The organism is Thioclava arctica, assembly GCF_040892615.1.
Lineage (GTDB): Bacteria > Pseudomonadota > Alphaproteobacteria > Rhodobacterales > Rhodobacteraceae > Thioclava > Thioclava arctica.
Window position 1 is genome coordinate 24,206 of sequence record NZ_JBFRYC010000018.1, and the last position, 16,126, is coordinate 40,331.

The window sequence follows — 16,126 nt, forward strand, 5'->3', positions numbered from 1 at the left end:
GTCATTTCGAGATACCTGCGCTTCCATAGTCGCGGTATTGCGGTCGCACCCAACACCCTCGTCTGCGCGAGTCTTCACACGCCAATGCAATTGCCAGTGCGCGGTGGCCGTCGCTTGCTGTTGGGGTAGGGGGGTTGTTCTCACCAACCGCTAAAACAAACGCTTCCAACGCAAGTTGAAATGATCTGGCGTAGCGTTCGAGAAAAAAATGCTCCAACGGCGCTTTTGCCTTCGTGCGTTTACTATCCCAGTGCAAGAGATTGTCTTCATGGAGGTTGGCGGCTTGTATCATCCCAGCATCGCCAAAGGCCTCGATCCGCTGATCGAAACCATAAACCGCGCGGCGGGAATTGTTGATATGCACGAGGCAACCTGACGGCATTTTCAGGATGGTCATAGATGTGTCTACATCACCAGCCTCGCCAATCCCGGGATCGACAAGGCAGCTGCCGGTGGCAAACACTTTGACGGGCTGCTCGCCCGCGATCCAGCAAGCCAAATCGATGTCATGCACCGTGCTGTCCGCCCAGTAGCCGCCAGAAGTACGGATGTAGGACAGTGGGGGAGGCGCTGGGTCACGACTGGTTAGCATCAATATATTCAGCTTGCCGACGTCCCCTGCGTCAACGGCTTCGCGCAGCGCCCCAACGCCTGGGTCAAATCGCCGGTTAAATCCAAGCATAAAAGCGACATCGCTCTCGGTGATCAAATCAACGCAAGCATCGACCCGATCCAGCGATAGATCCAGCGGCTTCTCGCACAAGATTGCCTTGCCTGCCGAAACTGCGCGCTGGATAAACTCCAGATGTGTATCGGTTGGGGTGGTGATAATGACGGCGTCTACGCTTGGGTCGGCAAGGGCGGCATCTGGGTCGCGAAGTGCCACCCCACCATGCTGCGCGACCAGACGTTCTGCCGAGGACAGGTTTGGGTTTACCACGCTAACGAGACGCGCATGTGCGCTGCTGGCCAGTGCCGCGGCGTAGATTGCCCCCATGCGTCCCGATCCGAAGATTGTAACTCCGATCATCGCTTTGCATCCTCCAAGATCATGGCCGCACCTTTTTCGCCGATCATGATGGCGGCGGCATTGGTGTTTCCGGAAACGATCAGCGGCATGATCGAAGCATCAATTACGCGCAAACCACGCACGCCATGAACGCGCAGTCGAGGGTCGACCACTGCGTCCGGTCCTTTGCCCATGCGACAACTGCCGACCCCGTGCAATAGCGACAGGCCGTTGCTGCGGCAATAGTCGAGCAAGGCCACATCATCGTCCTGCTCCACATTCGGGCCGGGAGAAATCTCAGTTGCGACACAATCCGCCATTGGCGGTGTCTGTGCGACTTTGCGGGCGTATTTCAATCCGGAGATCGCTGCAGCGCAATCGTCTTCAGTTGCAAGAAAGTTGAACTGAATTTCAGGCTCGTCGTTGGGCCCCGCGCCGGTTATGCGCACATGGCCGCGCGCGTCAGGACGGATATGTTCTGCCAAGATCGTGAAGCCCGAGAAGGGGCGAGGCTTCAGGTCTTCGTCGGTGCACCACGCCATAAATGTCACCATCATGTCAGGGGTCGGTATGTCGGGCGAACTGTGAATGAAAGTGTTGGAATAGTTCCCGTTGTCGGCGAACGGCCCGGTTCGGAACAATAGATAGCGCAACAATTGCGCTCCGCCCAGCAGCGGGTTGTTATACATATCATTGACTGTTGATTTCCGTGTTGAACGGAATTCTGCCCCAATCCCGAAATGATCCTGAAGGTTCTCTCCGACTGGGGCCAGATCATGCACGACTTCTATGCCATGTTGTTGCAACAGCGCGCCGGGTCCGATGCCGGAGCGCTGCAGGATCTGCGGTGAGTTGAAGACGCCCGCGCAGAGCACCACCTCAGCGCGGGCAGTCGCCCTTTGCGCCCCAGAGCGATCGCGCCAACGCACCCCGGTCGCGACCCCGTTGGCAACATCAATCCGCTCGACCAAAGCGTGCCGGGCGATCCGGATGTTTTTCACCGCAACCCCGCGCAGATAGCCTCTTGCGGTGCTCCAGCGCCGCGCGTTCTTGGTAGTCGTCTGAACATAACCTGTGCCCAATTGCGTCGCGCCGTTGAAATCATCATTGCGCGGCGCGCCCAGCCCTTCAGAGGCGGCATGAAACGCCTCACCCAATTCGTGGCCCGAGGGAAGATCCGAGACTGAAACCGGCCCGCCTGTACCGTGAAACTGGTCGGGCCCCCGTTCCTGATCCTCGCTCTTCTTAAAGAAGGGCAGAACCTCGCTCCAAGACCAGCCATCACAGCCCATCGCGGCCCAACCGTCGAAATCCTCGGGCTGACCGCGCATGTATATCATCCCGTTGATGGCCCCGCTTCCCCCCATCACCTTGCCGCGTGGCTGAAACAGACGTCTGCCGTTCAATTGTGGTTCCGGCGCGCTCGTGTAGCACCAGTTTACGGATGGGTTTGCATAGAGACGTGCATAGCCAAGTGGGATGTGAATCCAAGGATTACGGTCGCTTCCGCCAGCCTCAAGCAGCAGAACTTTGTGGCCCGCTGCCCCCAAGCGTCCAGCAACGACACAGCCCGCTGATCCGGCGCCGATCACCACGTAGTCATAGGTGTCGTTTGTCATGTGATTTTCCTCCAGCCGCAAATTCCATATCGATCTTGTCCGGATCGGTTATTCAGCCGCGCGCCATATTTTTGGGATCCGATGGGCTGGACACCGCTATCTTTTCACGATGCTGTGGAGGGACGAACAGGGGAAATATCAGCTTTGGATAAAACGCCGATGGCCAGCCTGTTATGCAGGCGCTAAGCAGGACTATGGCTTGTTATGCGGGCGCTAAGCAGGACTATGAGGGTCTGAGCGGGGGAGGGCGATGACTCGAGAAGAGCTTTTACGCATCCTCAGCTTCAGCGACAAGATGCGCAGTATTTCCGAAAAACGCACCGAGCTATCGGCGACCGATGCACGTTGGAACATTATTTCCTACGCCATGCGACGTCATCTTGAAGGCAAGCTGCTGACAATCACCTCTATCGCCTCCGCAGCGGATGTTCCTTATGGAACGGCTATGCGGCGGATCGGTGAACTCATTGAACAGGGATTGCTGCTGAAACGGGCGCGCACGCAATCGGGCAAAAGCTTTTCACTGCATCCGACGCGCAAGTTGATTGTGGAATACGAATCATACGCGGTGCAACTCAAGGCGATGGTAGGGGACACGTTTGGCTTCAACACCGGCGACGGTGAGTTAGCTGACTTCTATTTTGGTGGCTCTTATATGGCCTCACGCATCTTGTCCTATCCCAATGCGGCGCGCTCGCCGGTGGGCTATGACAAGTCGATCCGCATCCTTGCACCAATCGATCCAACCTTCACGACGCTCAATACTTTTCGTGGCGCCTTAAATGAATTTTGTGGCACGAATATCGAAGTGGTCAATCTACCGTTGGACGCGCTGCACAAGGCTATCGCTGAGAATAATGCGAAACCGAAATCCGAATTTGATCTGATTTCGGTGGATCTTCCTTGGATTGGTCAGCTTGCTGAGGATCAGATGATCCGGTCGCTTGATGACATCATCCGGCAGGAACGCTACAACGCCTCGGATTTTCATAGCACCGCTTGGAAAGGGTCGGCTTATCGCGGGCAGCAATACGGTCTTCCGATCCAGCCGACCGCCGAGCTGTTGTTCTGCAGGTCCGATCTAGTCGCCAAGGCGGGCCTTTCAACTCCGCGCACCACTGAGGACGTTCTGTTGTGCGCGCGCACTTTGCATCGCTCGGCAATGGGACTGTCGGGGATCGTGATGAATTACGGACGCGGCACCCCGGTTGCACATACGTTCGTGCAGACGCTGGCTGACTTTGGCCAGCCGGTGCTTGATCTTGCACCGCTAGGCGATAGCTTTGATGTGGACGATATTTCGGGCGAACGTCTCCGCCCGCGCATCGCAAGCGAAGCAGGGCGGCGCACTGCCGAATATCTTAAAGAACTGCTGTCATATGCACATCCCGATTCCATGCGCTGTACCTGGGACCGCCGGATCGAGATTTTTGCACGGGGTGAAGCTGCGCTGAGCTATGGTTGGTCGGTGCGCGCCGCGAGGTTCGAATTGGACGAAACCTCGCCTGCGTATAGAAATGTCGAGTTTGTTCCCCATCCCCCAAGCCCGGGTCTAACACCCGTCTCCCCGATTGGAGGCTTTGCGCTTGCCATGCCGGCCAGTCTTTCAGACGAGAGGGTGCGCACGGCTTGGAAGGTGATGGAATACCTTACTCGGCCCGAGATGATGAAGTGGTATGTGCAAAACGGAAACCTCACCAGCCCGCGATTTTCCACCAGCGCGGATCCTGAAGTGCAGTCGATGACTGGTATGATCCGCCAGATAGACATGATGGAGCGTCGTGGTGAATTGCAGATCTGGCCGCGTCCTCCGGTGCAAGAATTTAACGACCTTCTTTGCGTTCTGGGCACGGATATTCATGCGATGCTTCAGGGAAATGTCACCATCGCTGAGGCGCTGAATTCTGCACAGAACAGGGTTGATGCGATCATGCGGGCCCACGGGCATTACTGAACGATTTCTATAGAGCCTGCACGCATTCAGCGCGTAAAAGTAAGCATAAGGGCCGCATGATATGCGGCCCTTGTAGCTGTTTTGGCAGTCAAAGGTTACCAGGTTGGTCGCTTGAATTTATCGACATTTGCCGCCGTGATTTTCGGTGTTTCGATTGTCTGAAGTTTTGGCACTTCAATTCCGTTGGCCACTTTGACGGCTGTCTGGATTGCCAAGATCGCGTCGTCAACTGGTGACTGTTTGTTCGACCCGGTCTCCCATCCCGACTTGATGGCATCCCAGCCTTCGCCAAACAGGTTACAGGTTACAACCTTTACGTCGCCTGGTTTTTTGCCCGCCCCTTGAAGGGCACTGATCACGCCAAGACCCATGCCATCGTCGAATGCGTAGACACCGTCGATCTTGTCGCCGTATTGCGTGAGGAAGGTCTCCATTACAGTTTGCGCCTTTTCGCGGTTCCAGTCGGCAGGCTGGCTGGCGAGAATGGTGATGCCAGGATATTTGTCCTGCATCTTGTCGAGGAAACAGTTCTTGCGCAGGATAGACACTGAGTAGCCCGGCGTTCCCTCAACGACGACGATATTGCCTTTGCCGTTCAAGGAATCCCCAAGAATCTCAGCGGATTGGGCTGCCTGCGTGCAATCGTCAGGGCCCGTATGGGCTGCTACATAGCGCCGCCCGGCCTCGCCGATCGGCGAGTTTGAGGTGATCACGGGAATGCCTGCGCGGTCGGCTTGGCGAACGGCAGGGATCAGTGCGTTCTGCGAAGTGGGCCACAGCACAATCGCGTCCATGTGTTGCGAGATCATGTCCTGAAGCTGGTTGAACTGCGTGGCCGGATCTCCTTGGGGGTCCATCACGGTTGCCTGAAGGCCAAGTTCCTTCGTATATTTTTCGGCGGTCTCGGCATATTTGGCTTGATAGGCGTTTGAGCCGGGATATAGCACCGTGATCCCGATGCGCGTTTCGGACAGTGGCTTCTTCAGCTTTCCTCCTAACCAGTCCGGTGCATCTTGGGCAAAGGCAGGCAGCGCCACAACGGCCGCCGCGATCGCCAATCCAATCATCTTCATTCGCATATTTGTTCTCCTCCGATGTACACCGTTTTTTTTGGTCTTGTCGGGCCGGACGGCGCGCCGGTTCCTGTAATGCAACTATGATCTGCGACTGGTCGATCAGAACAACATACATGATATCCAAATCTGATTTCTGATAGGCCGCGTAAGCTGACGCCGTCCGAATCGTGCAGCCTTGGCGGGGCGCGCGCCTCAATGATCCATGCTGCGGCGCCAGATCAACGCCAAATCCATTTTGGATTTCTTTGTGATGGTAGCGCCCGGCAACCTTCGACAGGTTTGGGGCAGGGAGGAACGCTTTATGACTATCGAATGGACGCGCCAACTCAGGCGCAATGGCCTGCTATTGGCCTTCGCTGTGTTTCTGGTGGGCGTGGCGCTTAGGTCTGATGCTTTTTTGACCCCTGGCAACATTCTTGAGGTGCTGCGCCAGGTTTCTATCACGGGCATGATGGCGATCGGCGTTACTTTCGTGGTGATTACGGGGCGGCTGGACTTATCGGTCGGCTCGATGCTGACCCTTCTAACCGTGATCATGGTCGATCAACACAACCGACTGGGCCCTGCACCCGCGATTGCGCTGACCCTTGGTTCGGGCCTGGCAATCGGCGCGTGGAACGGGCTGCTCGTTGGGTTCTTCCGGCTCAACGCGCTGATCGTGACGCTGGCGATGCTATCGCTGTTGCAGGGGCTCACACTATATTATTCTGGCGGTTCGAATGAGAATATCACCAACCCGCACACGACTTGGTTTGCCTTTTTTGGGCGCGGAGAGATCGCAGGAATTCCGGTGCCGGTCATCCTGTTCCTCGGCGGTGCGGCAATCGCAGCCTTTGTGCTGCGTCGCACGATTTTCGGGCGCAGCGTCTATGCGGTTGGGGGTAACGAGACGACGAGTGTCTTCTCGGGCATTCACGCCCCCTGGACGGTGTTCTTTGCTTATCTGATTTCTGGCCTCACCACGGGCATTGCTGCGATCATCATGGGCAGCCGCGTCATGGGCGCGCAAAACACAATCGGGCAGGGTTATGAGCTGACAGTGCTCGCCGGGATCATACTTGGCGGCACCTCCCTTTTAGGTGGGGCGGGCGGCATCGGGCGCACAGTCGTTGGAATTGCAATGCTGGGGTTTATTCAAAATGGCCTGCTGCTGCTTGGTTATCCCTATTACGTTCAATGGCTCGTCACATGGGTCGTCATTATCGCCGTTGTCTGGATCGACCTTGCCGGCAAACGTGGGAGGATCTTTGCATGAGCGTTACCTCATCTGACATCGCTGCCCGCAACCCATTGCGTGCGCTCACGCGCTGGCTGTTGCGCAATCACATCTGGGCATTTCTTGCGCTGGGGATCGTTATATTTTCATCAGCGTCACCCTACTTCTTGACGCTCGCCAACCTTGGCAATGTTCTGACGCAGGGCGCTTTTATAGGGATTTTGGCGGTCGGTATGACGTTGGTGATGATCGACGGAGAGATCGATCTATCCGTTGGCTCTACGCTTGCTTTGGCAGCTGCGCTCTCTATCGGCTTGCAAGCACAGATCGGTGTTTGGCCTGCGATTTTTGTGGGCCTGGGCTCGGGCCTCGCGTTGGGGGCGATCAACGGCACGTTGGTGGCCTATTCCGGAATGCATTCGTTCATCATCACCTTGGGCGGTCTGATTGGCATCCGAGGTCTGGTCTTCGTGTATTCGGGCGAGAACGCACTAATGGCACCTGATTTCAGCTACACCGAGATCCCTGAGATTTATCTTGGCCCCGTGTCGCTGACGGCATTGATCTTTCTGGGGCTAGCGATTGCATTCCAATGGGTGCTCAGTAGCACCCGCCACGGTCGCGAAACTTATGCCGTGGGCGACAACATCGACGCTGCGCGCGATGCCGGTATCAATGTCAAACGTCACAAGATCATCAATTTTACCATTTGCGGCGGTCTTGCAGCATTGGCTGGCATCTTGTTGTCGATGCGACTGGGCACGGCGGAGCCGAACGCAGGGAAGATTTGGGAGCTTTGGACTATCATTGCGGTCGTGCTGGGTGGCACGCGGTTGCAGGGCGGCTATGGCAATCTGATTCTGACTGTTGGTGGCGTTCTCACACTGGCGGTGCTGCGCAACGGGTTGCGGCTACTGAATACGCCAAATTATGTCGAACTGATCGTGATGGGAGCGGTTCTTATCTTGGCGCTTGCGCTTGATAAACTGATGGCCAAGGGGGGGGCGCGGGCATGACACAACCGTTGTTGTCTGTAGAAAATATCTCGAAATCCTTTCCAGGTGTGAAGGCGCTGGATGATGTCACTTTCGATGTTTTTCCCGGTGAGGTTCATGCCCTTGTGGGTGAAAATGGCGCAGGAAAATCAACGTTGATGAAGGTGTTGGCGGGGTTACATCGCGCAGATGCCGGGCAGATTGTCTATCAGGGCGCGCCGGTGCGCATCACGTCTCCGCTGGATGCACGACAGATGGGTATCTTGCTGATTCACCAAGAGTTGTCGCTGTCTCCTGAATTGTCGGTGGCAGAGAATATCTATTTGGGCGCGTGGCCGACCAACGCATTCGGTGTCCTCAAAAAGCGCAAGCTACGGCGTGACGCGCAAGCGGCTCTTGATGCGTTGGGGCTGGATATTCGTCCTGATATACGGGTGGGTGACCTGTCAATCGCCCGCCAACAGATGGTAGAAATTGCCCGTGCGCTGGCGTTCAACGCCAATGTCGTAATCTTTGACGAGCCGACGGCGTCACTGACAGATGCAGAGAAGGATCAGCTTTTCACTACGATCCGTTCTCTCAAGGCGAAGGGCGTTGGTATCGTCTATATATCGCACAAGATGGACGAGATATTCGAGATCACGGACCGTATTACAATTCTGCGCGATGGCACGTTGCAAGGAACCGTCTGGACGCGTGAGACTGACGTGAATCATATCACGCGGATGATGATCGGGCGCACGCTCGACAGCTATTTCGTGCGCGCCAAAGAAAATTTTGGCGACGAAATGTTGCGCGTTGAAGGTTTGAGCAAGGCGGGGTTGTTCGAGGATGTTAACTTCGCCGTGCGTGGTGGGGAGGTGCTAGGGCTTTACGGGCTTGTTGGGGCAGGGCGCTCTGAGGTGGTCGAGACGATCTTTGGCGTTCGCGACGCCACGGCGGGCACTCTCTATTGGCAAGGCCAACCGGCGGTCTTTCCGACGCCGCGCCAAGCGATTTCAATGGGGCTCGCGTTGGTGCCTGAAAGCCGTAAAGAGCAGGGTCTCGTGCTTGGAATGGGGGGGAGAGAGAACACGTCGCTGCCGCACCTACGGATGTTTTCCGACGCAACCTTGATGAACCGTTCGAGAGAATTGGCTACCTACGAGGAATACCGCAGCCTGCTCGACATTCGCACTACCGGACCCGAGCAACCGGTGGCGACCTTGTCGGGCGGCAATCAGCAGAAATTCGTGCTCGCAAAGTGGCTCTGCTCGGGGCCGAAACTGATTATTCTAGACGAGCCGACGCGCGGTATTGATGTGGGCTCAAAATCGGCCATTCACGAGTTGATCGCAGGGCTGGCTGAAAAGGGGCTTGCTGTGATCGTGATCTCCTCCGAGATGCCGGAGGTTCTTGGCGTCAGCCATCGTGTTCTGGCAATGTCTGAAGGGCATATCGTTGCTGAGTTCACCGGTGACATGATGACCGAAGAGAACCTGATTGATGCGGTGTCGCATCAATCAGGACCACCGCAAGCAGGTGCATCTGTCAAGACGCAATCGATAGGAGAGATGGCATGACCAAACCCGAGGTCGGAATTGGATTGATCGGGGCAGGTTTCATGGGGCGGTGCCATGCCAATGCCTTTCGTGCCGTCGGTGGGCTGTTTGATTTACCCGTGGCCCCAAAACTCTCAATGCTTGCCGACGTGACGCCAGTTGCGGCAGAGCGTAGTGCCGCCGCGCTTGGCTTTGGTCGGTATACCGCAGATTGGCGCGCACTGGTTGCTGATCCCGAGATCGACATCGTAGCGATTACCGCGCCCAACCGATTGCACGAACCGATCGCGCTCGAGGCGATCGCCTGCGGAAAGACAGTCTATTGCGAAAAGCCATTGGCACCGACAGCGGCGGCGTGCAAACGCATGACAGAATCTGCCGAGGAAAAAGGCATTTTGACTCTGGTAGGGTTCAACTTCCTGCGCAATCCGATGATTGCTCTCGCGCGCGAGATTATTGAAAGCGGTGAGATAGGTCAGGTCACAAGTTTTCGCGGCCGCCACGCTGAGAATTACATGTGCGATCCCACCACGCCGCATTCGTTTCGCACCGACCGGGTTGGCGGTGGCGCTCTGGCTGATATTGGTAGTCATATCCTTTCAATGGCAAGGTTTCTTCTAGGGCCGATCCAGCGCGTCAACGGTACTTGCCATACAATTCACTCAATGCGCCCCAAAGACGCAGGCGGGTCCGAACTTGCCCCGGTTGAGGTTGATGATATGTGCCACGCTATTTTGCAGTTCGAAAATGGCGCGCAAGGTAGCATTGAAGCGAACTGGGCTGCCACAGGGCGCACAATGGATCTGTCCTTTGAGGTTACGGGCACCAAAGGCGCGATTGTGTTCTCACAAGAACGCATGAACGAGTTATTGCTCTGGTCACCTAGCACATTGGGCCGGGCGGGGTTCTCCAGGATCGAGGCAGGGCCAGATCATCCGCCCTATCAAAATTTTTGCCCCGCGCCGGGACATCACCTAGGGTTCAATGATCTCAAAGTGGTAGAAGTCGCTGGCCTGCTGACAGCTTGGGCGGGCGGGCCACGAACGGGCACAGATTTTCGAGAAGCATGGGCAGTTCAGAAAACAGTAGAAGCGATTGCTGCAGCGTCCGAACTTGGCGCTTGGCAAGACATTAATTGACCTGCTCCCCTAAAATCTGGACCGTTTGAAACTGGAGTTTTCGGCTAATTTTTTTTCTTGGCGGGGAAAGGAGCTGAAGTGGTGTGGCATTTTTGGAAACTTTTGTGGCTAGGTGTTCCATCCCGGATGATCACATAAGACCTCGGCGAGCCGCACTCTTCATGGCAAGATCGGTTCTGAGGGAAGTTCGGAACGGGGTGCGACCATGCTGATCCATCTTCATAGTCAAGCGACGACGACGCCGAAGGTCCGGGCCGCGATACAGGCGAGCACGGAGACTGCGCCGGTGCTGGCCGAGCGTATCGGGGTCACGGAGCAGACCGTTTACAAGTGGCGACACCGCGACAGCGTCGAGGATCTCAGTCACACGCCGCACCGTCTCCAGACGACGTTGACGCCCGCGCAGGAGGCGGTGGCGGTGGCATTGCGTCGGACGCTGCTTGTCTCGCTCGATGACCTGTTGGCTGTGGTTCGCGAGTTCCTGAACCCGAATGCCTCGCGGTCTGGCCTGGACCGCTGCCTGCGTCGGCACGGAGTGGGAAACCTGCGCGATCTGAAGGCCAGAGCACCCCAGCCGAAGCACACTGGCTTCAAGGCATATGAGCCCGGCTACATCCACATCGATGTGAAATACCTGCCGCAAATGGCCGATGAGAGTTCCCGCCGCTATCTCTTCGTGGCAATCGACCGCGCGACACGCTGGGTCTTCATCCGCGTCTTCAAAACCAAGACGGCGGCCAACGCCCGGCGCTTCCTACGTGACCTAGAACGCGCTTGCCCGCTGCGCATCCGCACCGTTTTGACCGATAACGGCAAGGAATTCACCGATCGGCTCTTCGGTCTGCGCAAGCGCGCCGCGACCGGCCAACATGAGTTCGACACGCTGTGCGCAGCCTTCGAGATCGACCATCGGTTGACGCCGCCGAAGTCGCCTCAGACCAACGGCATGGTCGAGCGCTTCAATGGCCGGATCGAAGAAGTCCTGCAAAGCCATCATTTCCGATCAGGCGAAGAATTGGAGGCGACGCTGCACCGCTACGTCTGGCTCTACAATCAGCAGATTCCTCAATCAGCCTTGGGCAGCAAGACGCCCTTGCTGGCGATGAAGGACTGGCACAAACTCAAGCCCGAGCTGTTCAAAAAACAGCCATACTACCTGCCGGGATGTGACAGCTAGGTTTGCTTCTGCTCTTCGCAGACATATTCAGCGGCTCTCCTCCAACCTGTTTGTGTTTGCCCAAACACAACGAGCGCCTTCTTAACTGTCGCGCAGTAGGGGTTTCTAGGTTCATGATTGTCGTCGTCGGCATAGCTGACTTTTGGGAAGTTATCGAGTGGAAGTGAGGCGGCCTCGGCAGCTTCCCGTGCATGCTGAAAGTACATCGCCACCAGCTTTGCGATTTCGCGAGCAGCAAGATGCGCACCTCCCTTTGCGGGGTGCTCCTTCAGAAAACTATTTATGTCTTTGGAGACTTGTTCGCACTCCTGTGCGTGCGACTGTACCCATTCGATCAAGGTTGGCCGCGATTCCGAGCCTGAGAAAATCTTTTCGATTGTCTCACGTGTAACTTTCTCCGGCTCCGGTGCGATTGCAGTCTGACCGATAATCGGTTCTGCGTCGCCTGGCAGTGCTTCGAGAGCCGCTGCGGCAAGGCTCGCAGCATCCGCGTCATCTGGTTTGTCGGCGAAACTACGAAGCCTTTGGGCGGCCCGATAGTGGGCGCCAGCGGTCTCCTTCATTTTCTTCCGCCGATCATTCGGCGGTGCGCCGAGCAAATCAATTTGCCAAGTAAGACCGCGCGTATGAATCCGAACCCAACGTCTGACGGCTTCAAACTTGTCCGCTTCCTGAACTTCTTCATCGCAGTTGCCCCGTTGGCCGAGATTTCTGCTCTGAGCATTTGGCTGGTTTACCTCCGCCAAAGCACGCGCAAGTTTTCCGTCAGATACATTGCAGAGCAATTCGACTAGCGCTGATGTTTGCTGCTCAACGGTGCCCGGCTTTCCTAAGGCGGGAGGGCTGAAGGGCCAGCTCTCGATCGACTTCAGGGGATGTCCCCGCGTCGTCATTTCACCGCCCTCCAGCTGACGAGATCTGGGTCACATCGGCATTAGAGGCATCACCTTCGAGAAAGTCGGCCCACTTCGACATCATGGCGCGTCGCCGCTCAAGCATGTCAGACCTCCGATATGCGCGCTCGACAACGCTTCCGACGTCATGTGCAAGTGCCATTTCCGCCATATCCCTTGGATAGCCGAGCTCTGCAGCCCAATCTCGGAACGTTGACCGCAGGCCGTGTGGCACAGCTGGCCGGCCAGAGGCACGATCTATCCAGCCTACGCGCCCAGCATTAATCTCAGCCTCGTGCATCCGCTTCATAACGGCAGAAATCGACATGTCAGAGAGCATGCCGCCGCGAGGGGCTGCGAACACAATTGAGGTCTTGTCATGGGCGCCGAACTCTTTTGCCTCTGACATACGCTCAAGTAGAACACGCGCCCTAGCAGTAAGTGGCACGCGATGTTCACGGCGCGCCTTCATACGGCCGGCAGGTACGATCCAAACGCTGTTCTCAAAATCCACCTCAGCCCAAGTCATGCCTCGAACTTCTCCGGAACGGGCCGCAGTCAAAGCTAGGAATTCTAACGCTTGAGCGGCTGTACCATTTCGATGCTGCAGGGCCGCATACCAAGCAGAGGTATCAGAACTCGCCAAAGCGGGATGATGGACTGTGTTGGCAATGCGTCGCGGCTTCGCCAGCAACTCTGATAGGTTGCCTTTCCAGCGTGCCGCATTCTCACCCTCACGGTGCCCGGCCGCCGTTGCCCAAGACAGGACAGCCTCAATACGCCCACGCAGGCGCGAAGCAGTCTCGGTCTTCTCTTTCCAGATTGGCTGCAGAACGCGCAAGACATCGGCCGTATTGACCTGCCCCACGGGGAGTGATCCGAGAACGGGGAGGGCATATGTGTCCAGCGTACTGCGCCACTGCTTCAGGTGCTTATCCGAGCGGAACTCGCCAGACTTGGCGGCGATGGCATGCTCCGCAGCAGTAGCAAAGGTTATGAACGCCCGAGAGTGGCGCCTAAGGGCGAGAGGATCTTCGCCGGCTTGCGCTGTGCGCTTGTTCTCCAGCGCAGCCTCACGTGCCGCAGCGAGGGTCACAATGGGAGGCGATCCTAAACCGATCTCCCGTCTTCGTCCCAATACAACGATACGCTGCACCCATCGGCGACTGCCTGAGGCTTCGACGCGCAGTATAAGGCCAAGCCCGCCCCCGTCGTGATACTTCCCAGGTTCGCGAACCGTGCGCACGAATGCGGCGCTAAGGGGCCGCGCTGCTCGTCGATTGCTATCTCTGACTGACATATGTCTGTCCCCCACCTTGTCCCCCATTGGTTAGAGGAATAGGAGGGAATGCACAAGCCTCTCTAGGAATATTCATCGTACGATGTACTTGTTTATAAATGGGTTTTAGGAATGTATGGGCTTCGATGGGTTTGCTGCAGGGCTGCCTTCGTCTCCGCCACCCATCTCACCCATGTGCAATTCTAATCCGTTTTAAATCAAACGTTTAAGTGGCGTCGTGCAGGCGTATCATATTTCTCCCTTCATTTTTGCCCCACATTTTGATACACATTTTGCACCACAGGCGCAGATGGGGAATCGCGATGGGTATCACGAAACGGGGCAAGACTTGGCATCTGCGCAAGCGGGTTCCGGTGGATTATCAAAGCGTCGAGCACCGCTTTGAGATTGTTTGCAGCTTGCACACCGATTCCGAAGTTATCGCGCGGCAAAAGGCAACGCAGATCTGGCAGCATCAAATTGAGGCTTGGGAGGCCAAGCTGGCAGGCGATACAGAGGAGGCCGAGCGTCGGTTCGAGGCGGCGCAGCGTTTGGCCAAAGCGCGCGGCGTGCGCTATCTCGATGCCGCGCAGCTGGCCAATCGCCCGATCGGCGAGATTCTGGAACGGGTCGAGGCCGTGCCGACCCGTAGCGGCCAACCCGATGTGCAAGAGGCCGAGGCGCTTCTGGGCGGCGCACCGATGCCTTCGATCACGATCAGCCGCGCGCTTGATCTTTATTGGGGCTATGCGAAAGACCGCATTTTAGGCAAAAGCCCCGATCAGATCCGGCGCTGGAAGAACCCTCGCAAGAAGGCCATCGCGAATCTGATCGCGGTGATCGGTGACAAGCCTCTGGCCGAGATCAGAGGCGATGATATGCTTGATTTTCGCGACTGGTGGCTCGAGCGGATCGAGACCGAAGATCTGACGCCGAATTCCGCCAACAAAGACATTGTGCATCTCGGCGACGTGCTTAAAGCCGTCAACAAAAAGAAGCGTTTGCACCTTGTTCTGCCGCTCAGTGATTTGAGTTTGAAAGAGGGTAGAAAGGGCAAGCGCCCGCCGTTTTCTGACGATTGGATCCGCACGAAGCTGCTTGCGCCGAACGCATTGGCCGGGCTCAACCCGCAGGCCCGTGCGATCCTGCTTGGCATGGTCAATACCGGCATGCGCCCGAGCGAATTGGCGGCGTTGCGGCCTGAGGAAATCTGCCTCGACGATCCGGTGCCCCATCTGCGTCTGCAACCTCTTGGGCGCCATCTCAAATCGCAAAATGCCGAACGCAATATCCCGCTGCTTGGGGTGTCGCTTGACGCGTTGCGGTCCTTCCCGAACGGCTTTGATCGCTATCAGGGCAATTCGGCTTCGCTAAGCGCGACGGTGAACAAATTCCTGCGCGAAAACGGTTTGCTCGAAACGCCTGCGCATTCGCTCTACGGGTTGCGCCATAATTTTGAAGACCGGATGCTGGGCGCAAAGATCGACGAGCGTATCCGGCGCGACATCCTCGGCCACGCTTTGGGCCGCGAGCGTTACGGTTCGGGTGGGAAGTTGGAGATGGTGGCCGAACTTCTCTCGCCCATCGCGTTCTGAGCAACTACGGCGCGCGCGCGGACCAGCAGATCATCCGACAGCTTTGCGTGCTCCAGCTCGATCTCGCGCTCAAGGCGTTGAAAAATCGGGCTGTAGCGCGGGTTGTCGATCACCAGTTGCGCCACCTTGTTTCGCGCCGCCTCAAGCCGTGCCAAATGCGCCGCAGGCCCACGCGCAGAGCCACACGCTCGCGGCGTGTCTCCCTGCTTGTGCTGTGGCTTTGGCTGTCCCAAAATGGTGCTCCTGTTAGGGCGCGAGGGGCCCTCGGCGCGCGAAAATTGTGATGCTTGGATCGGCGAAGATCGTCGCGTTTGATGGGTTTAAAATAGGGCATTAACGCGTGCCTCTCACGTCTAACGTGTGAGTAATCCACAATTTTCGACGGTGGCGGGGTCTTGTTCCGGCCAAGAGTGCGCAGTTTTGGCGTAGTTTGGGCAGAATGACCCTCGCTTGGCGGCAATCTGAGACACCCGAGTTCGGCAAGCCTAAGTAGAAGCGCGCGATTTCGCTCACCGCGCTGTCCGGGCTATGTCGTGACACCTCGCCGAAACAAATCATCCGCGTGATCGCGACCAAGTTTCGGCGGGGCGACGTGATCGTTGGCGGTCCTTTGACAACAGACGCCCTCAAGCC

The 16,126-nt window shown here is 57.0% G+C and carries 13 protein-coding genes; 7 read left to right on the forward strand and 6 right to left on the reverse strand.

The features are described from left to right. Position 1: 1 nt before the first annotated feature. Positions 2-1,030 (reverse strand): inositol 2-dehydrogenase, encoded by a 1,029-nt coding sequence (gene iolG / locus AB4874_RS18270; protein WP_368393058.1) that lies wholly within the window; start codon positions 1,028-1,030, stop codon positions 2-4. Continuing rightward, complete coding sequence (locus AB4874_RS18275) at positions 1,027-2,628, reverse strand: GMC family oxidoreductase (protein ID WP_368393059.1); 1,602 nt, start codon at positions 2,626-2,628, stop codon at positions 1,027-1,029. Before AB4874_RS18275 ends, iolG begins: the two co-directional genes overlap by 4 nt. A 250-nt stretch (positions 2,629-2,878) precedes the next feature. Between AB4874_RS18275 and AB4874_RS18280 the strand changes: the two genes are divergently transcribed. Continuing rightward, on the forward strand, positions 2,879-4,582 hold the full coding sequence (locus AB4874_RS18280) for an ABC transporter substrate-binding protein (protein ID WP_368393060.1): 1,704 nt from the start codon (positions 2,879-2,881) through the stop codon (positions 4,580-4,582). Between the two features lie 95 nt (positions 4,583-4,677). Here AB4874_RS18280 and AB4874_RS18285 read toward each other — a convergent pair whose 3' ends face one another. Further along, positions 4,678-5,661: a sugar ABC transporter substrate-binding protein gene (locus tag AB4874_RS18285; RefSeq protein ID WP_368393061.1), complete on the reverse strand. Its 984-nt coding sequence runs from the start codon at positions 5,659-5,661 to the stop codon at positions 4,678-4,680. A gap of 298 nt (positions 5,662-5,959) precedes the next feature. Here AB4874_RS18285 and AB4874_RS18290 point away from each other — a divergent pair, with 298 nt between their 5' ends. From AB4874_RS18290 to AB4874_RS18310, 5 genes are all read left to right on the forward strand, one after another. Then, positions 5,960-6,913, forward strand: coding sequence for an ABC transporter permease (locus tag AB4874_RS18290; RefSeq protein ID WP_368393062.1), 954 nt, complete (start codon positions 5,960-5,962; stop codon positions 6,911-6,913). Beyond that, positions 6,910-7,890 (forward strand): ABC transporter permease, encoded by a 981-nt coding sequence (locus AB4874_RS18295; RefSeq protein ID WP_368393063.1) that lies wholly within the window; start codon positions 6,910-6,912, stop codon positions 7,888-7,890. Before AB4874_RS18290 ends, AB4874_RS18295 begins: the two co-directional genes overlap by 4 nt. Further along, positions 7,887-9,431 (forward strand): sugar ABC transporter ATP-binding protein, encoded by a 1,545-nt coding sequence (locus AB4874_RS18300; RefSeq protein ID WP_368393064.1) that lies wholly within the window; start codon positions 7,887-7,889, stop codon positions 9,429-9,431. The genes AB4874_RS18295 and AB4874_RS18300 overlap by 4 nt, the downstream gene beginning before the upstream one ends. Beyond that, positions 9,428-10,549, forward strand: coding sequence for a Gfo/Idh/MocA family protein (locus AB4874_RS18305; protein WP_368393065.1), 1,122 nt, complete (start codon positions 9,428-9,430; stop codon positions 10,547-10,549). Before AB4874_RS18300 ends, AB4874_RS18305 begins: the two co-directional genes overlap by 4 nt. A gap of 205 nt (positions 10,550-10,754) precedes the next feature. Then, positions 10,755-11,726, forward strand: coding sequence for an IS481 family transposase (locus AB4874_RS18310; protein WP_368393066.1), 972 nt, complete (start codon positions 10,755-10,757; stop codon positions 11,724-11,726). Here AB4874_RS18310 and AB4874_RS18315 read toward each other — a convergent pair. Together AB4874_RS18315 and AB4874_RS18320 are read right to left on the reverse strand one after the other, a co-directional pair. Then, positions 11,723-12,619 carry a hypothetical protein gene (locus tag AB4874_RS18315; RefSeq protein WP_368393068.1) on the reverse strand — a complete coding sequence of 299 codons (897 nt, stop codon included), beginning with the start codon at positions 12,617-12,619 and terminating at the stop codon, positions 11,723-11,725. The two genes, AB4874_RS18310 and AB4874_RS18315, sit on opposite strands and share 4 nt — an antisense overlap. Position 12,620: 1 nt before the next feature. Next, on the reverse strand, positions 12,621-13,919 hold the full coding sequence (locus tag AB4874_RS18320) for a tyrosine-type recombinase/integrase (protein ID WP_438273501.1): 1,299 nt from the start codon (positions 13,917-13,919) through the stop codon (positions 12,621-12,623). 302 nt (positions 13,920-14,221) lie between these two features. Here AB4874_RS18320 and AB4874_RS18325 point away from each other — a divergent pair, with 302 nt between their 5' ends. After that, positions 14,222-15,493, forward strand: a complete 1,272-nt coding sequence (locus AB4874_RS18325; protein WP_368393070.1) for a DUF6538 domain-containing protein — start codon at positions 14,222-14,224, stop codon at positions 15,491-15,493. Here the strand turns inward: AB4874_RS18325 and AB4874_RS18330 are convergent. Beyond that, positions 15,433-15,726, reverse strand: coding sequence for a ubiquitin family protein (locus AB4874_RS18330; RefSeq protein WP_368393071.1), 294 nt, complete (start codon positions 15,724-15,726; stop codon positions 15,433-15,435). The two genes, AB4874_RS18325 and AB4874_RS18330, sit on opposite strands and share 61 nt — an antisense overlap. Between the last annotated feature and the right edge of the window lie 400 nt (positions 15,727-16,126).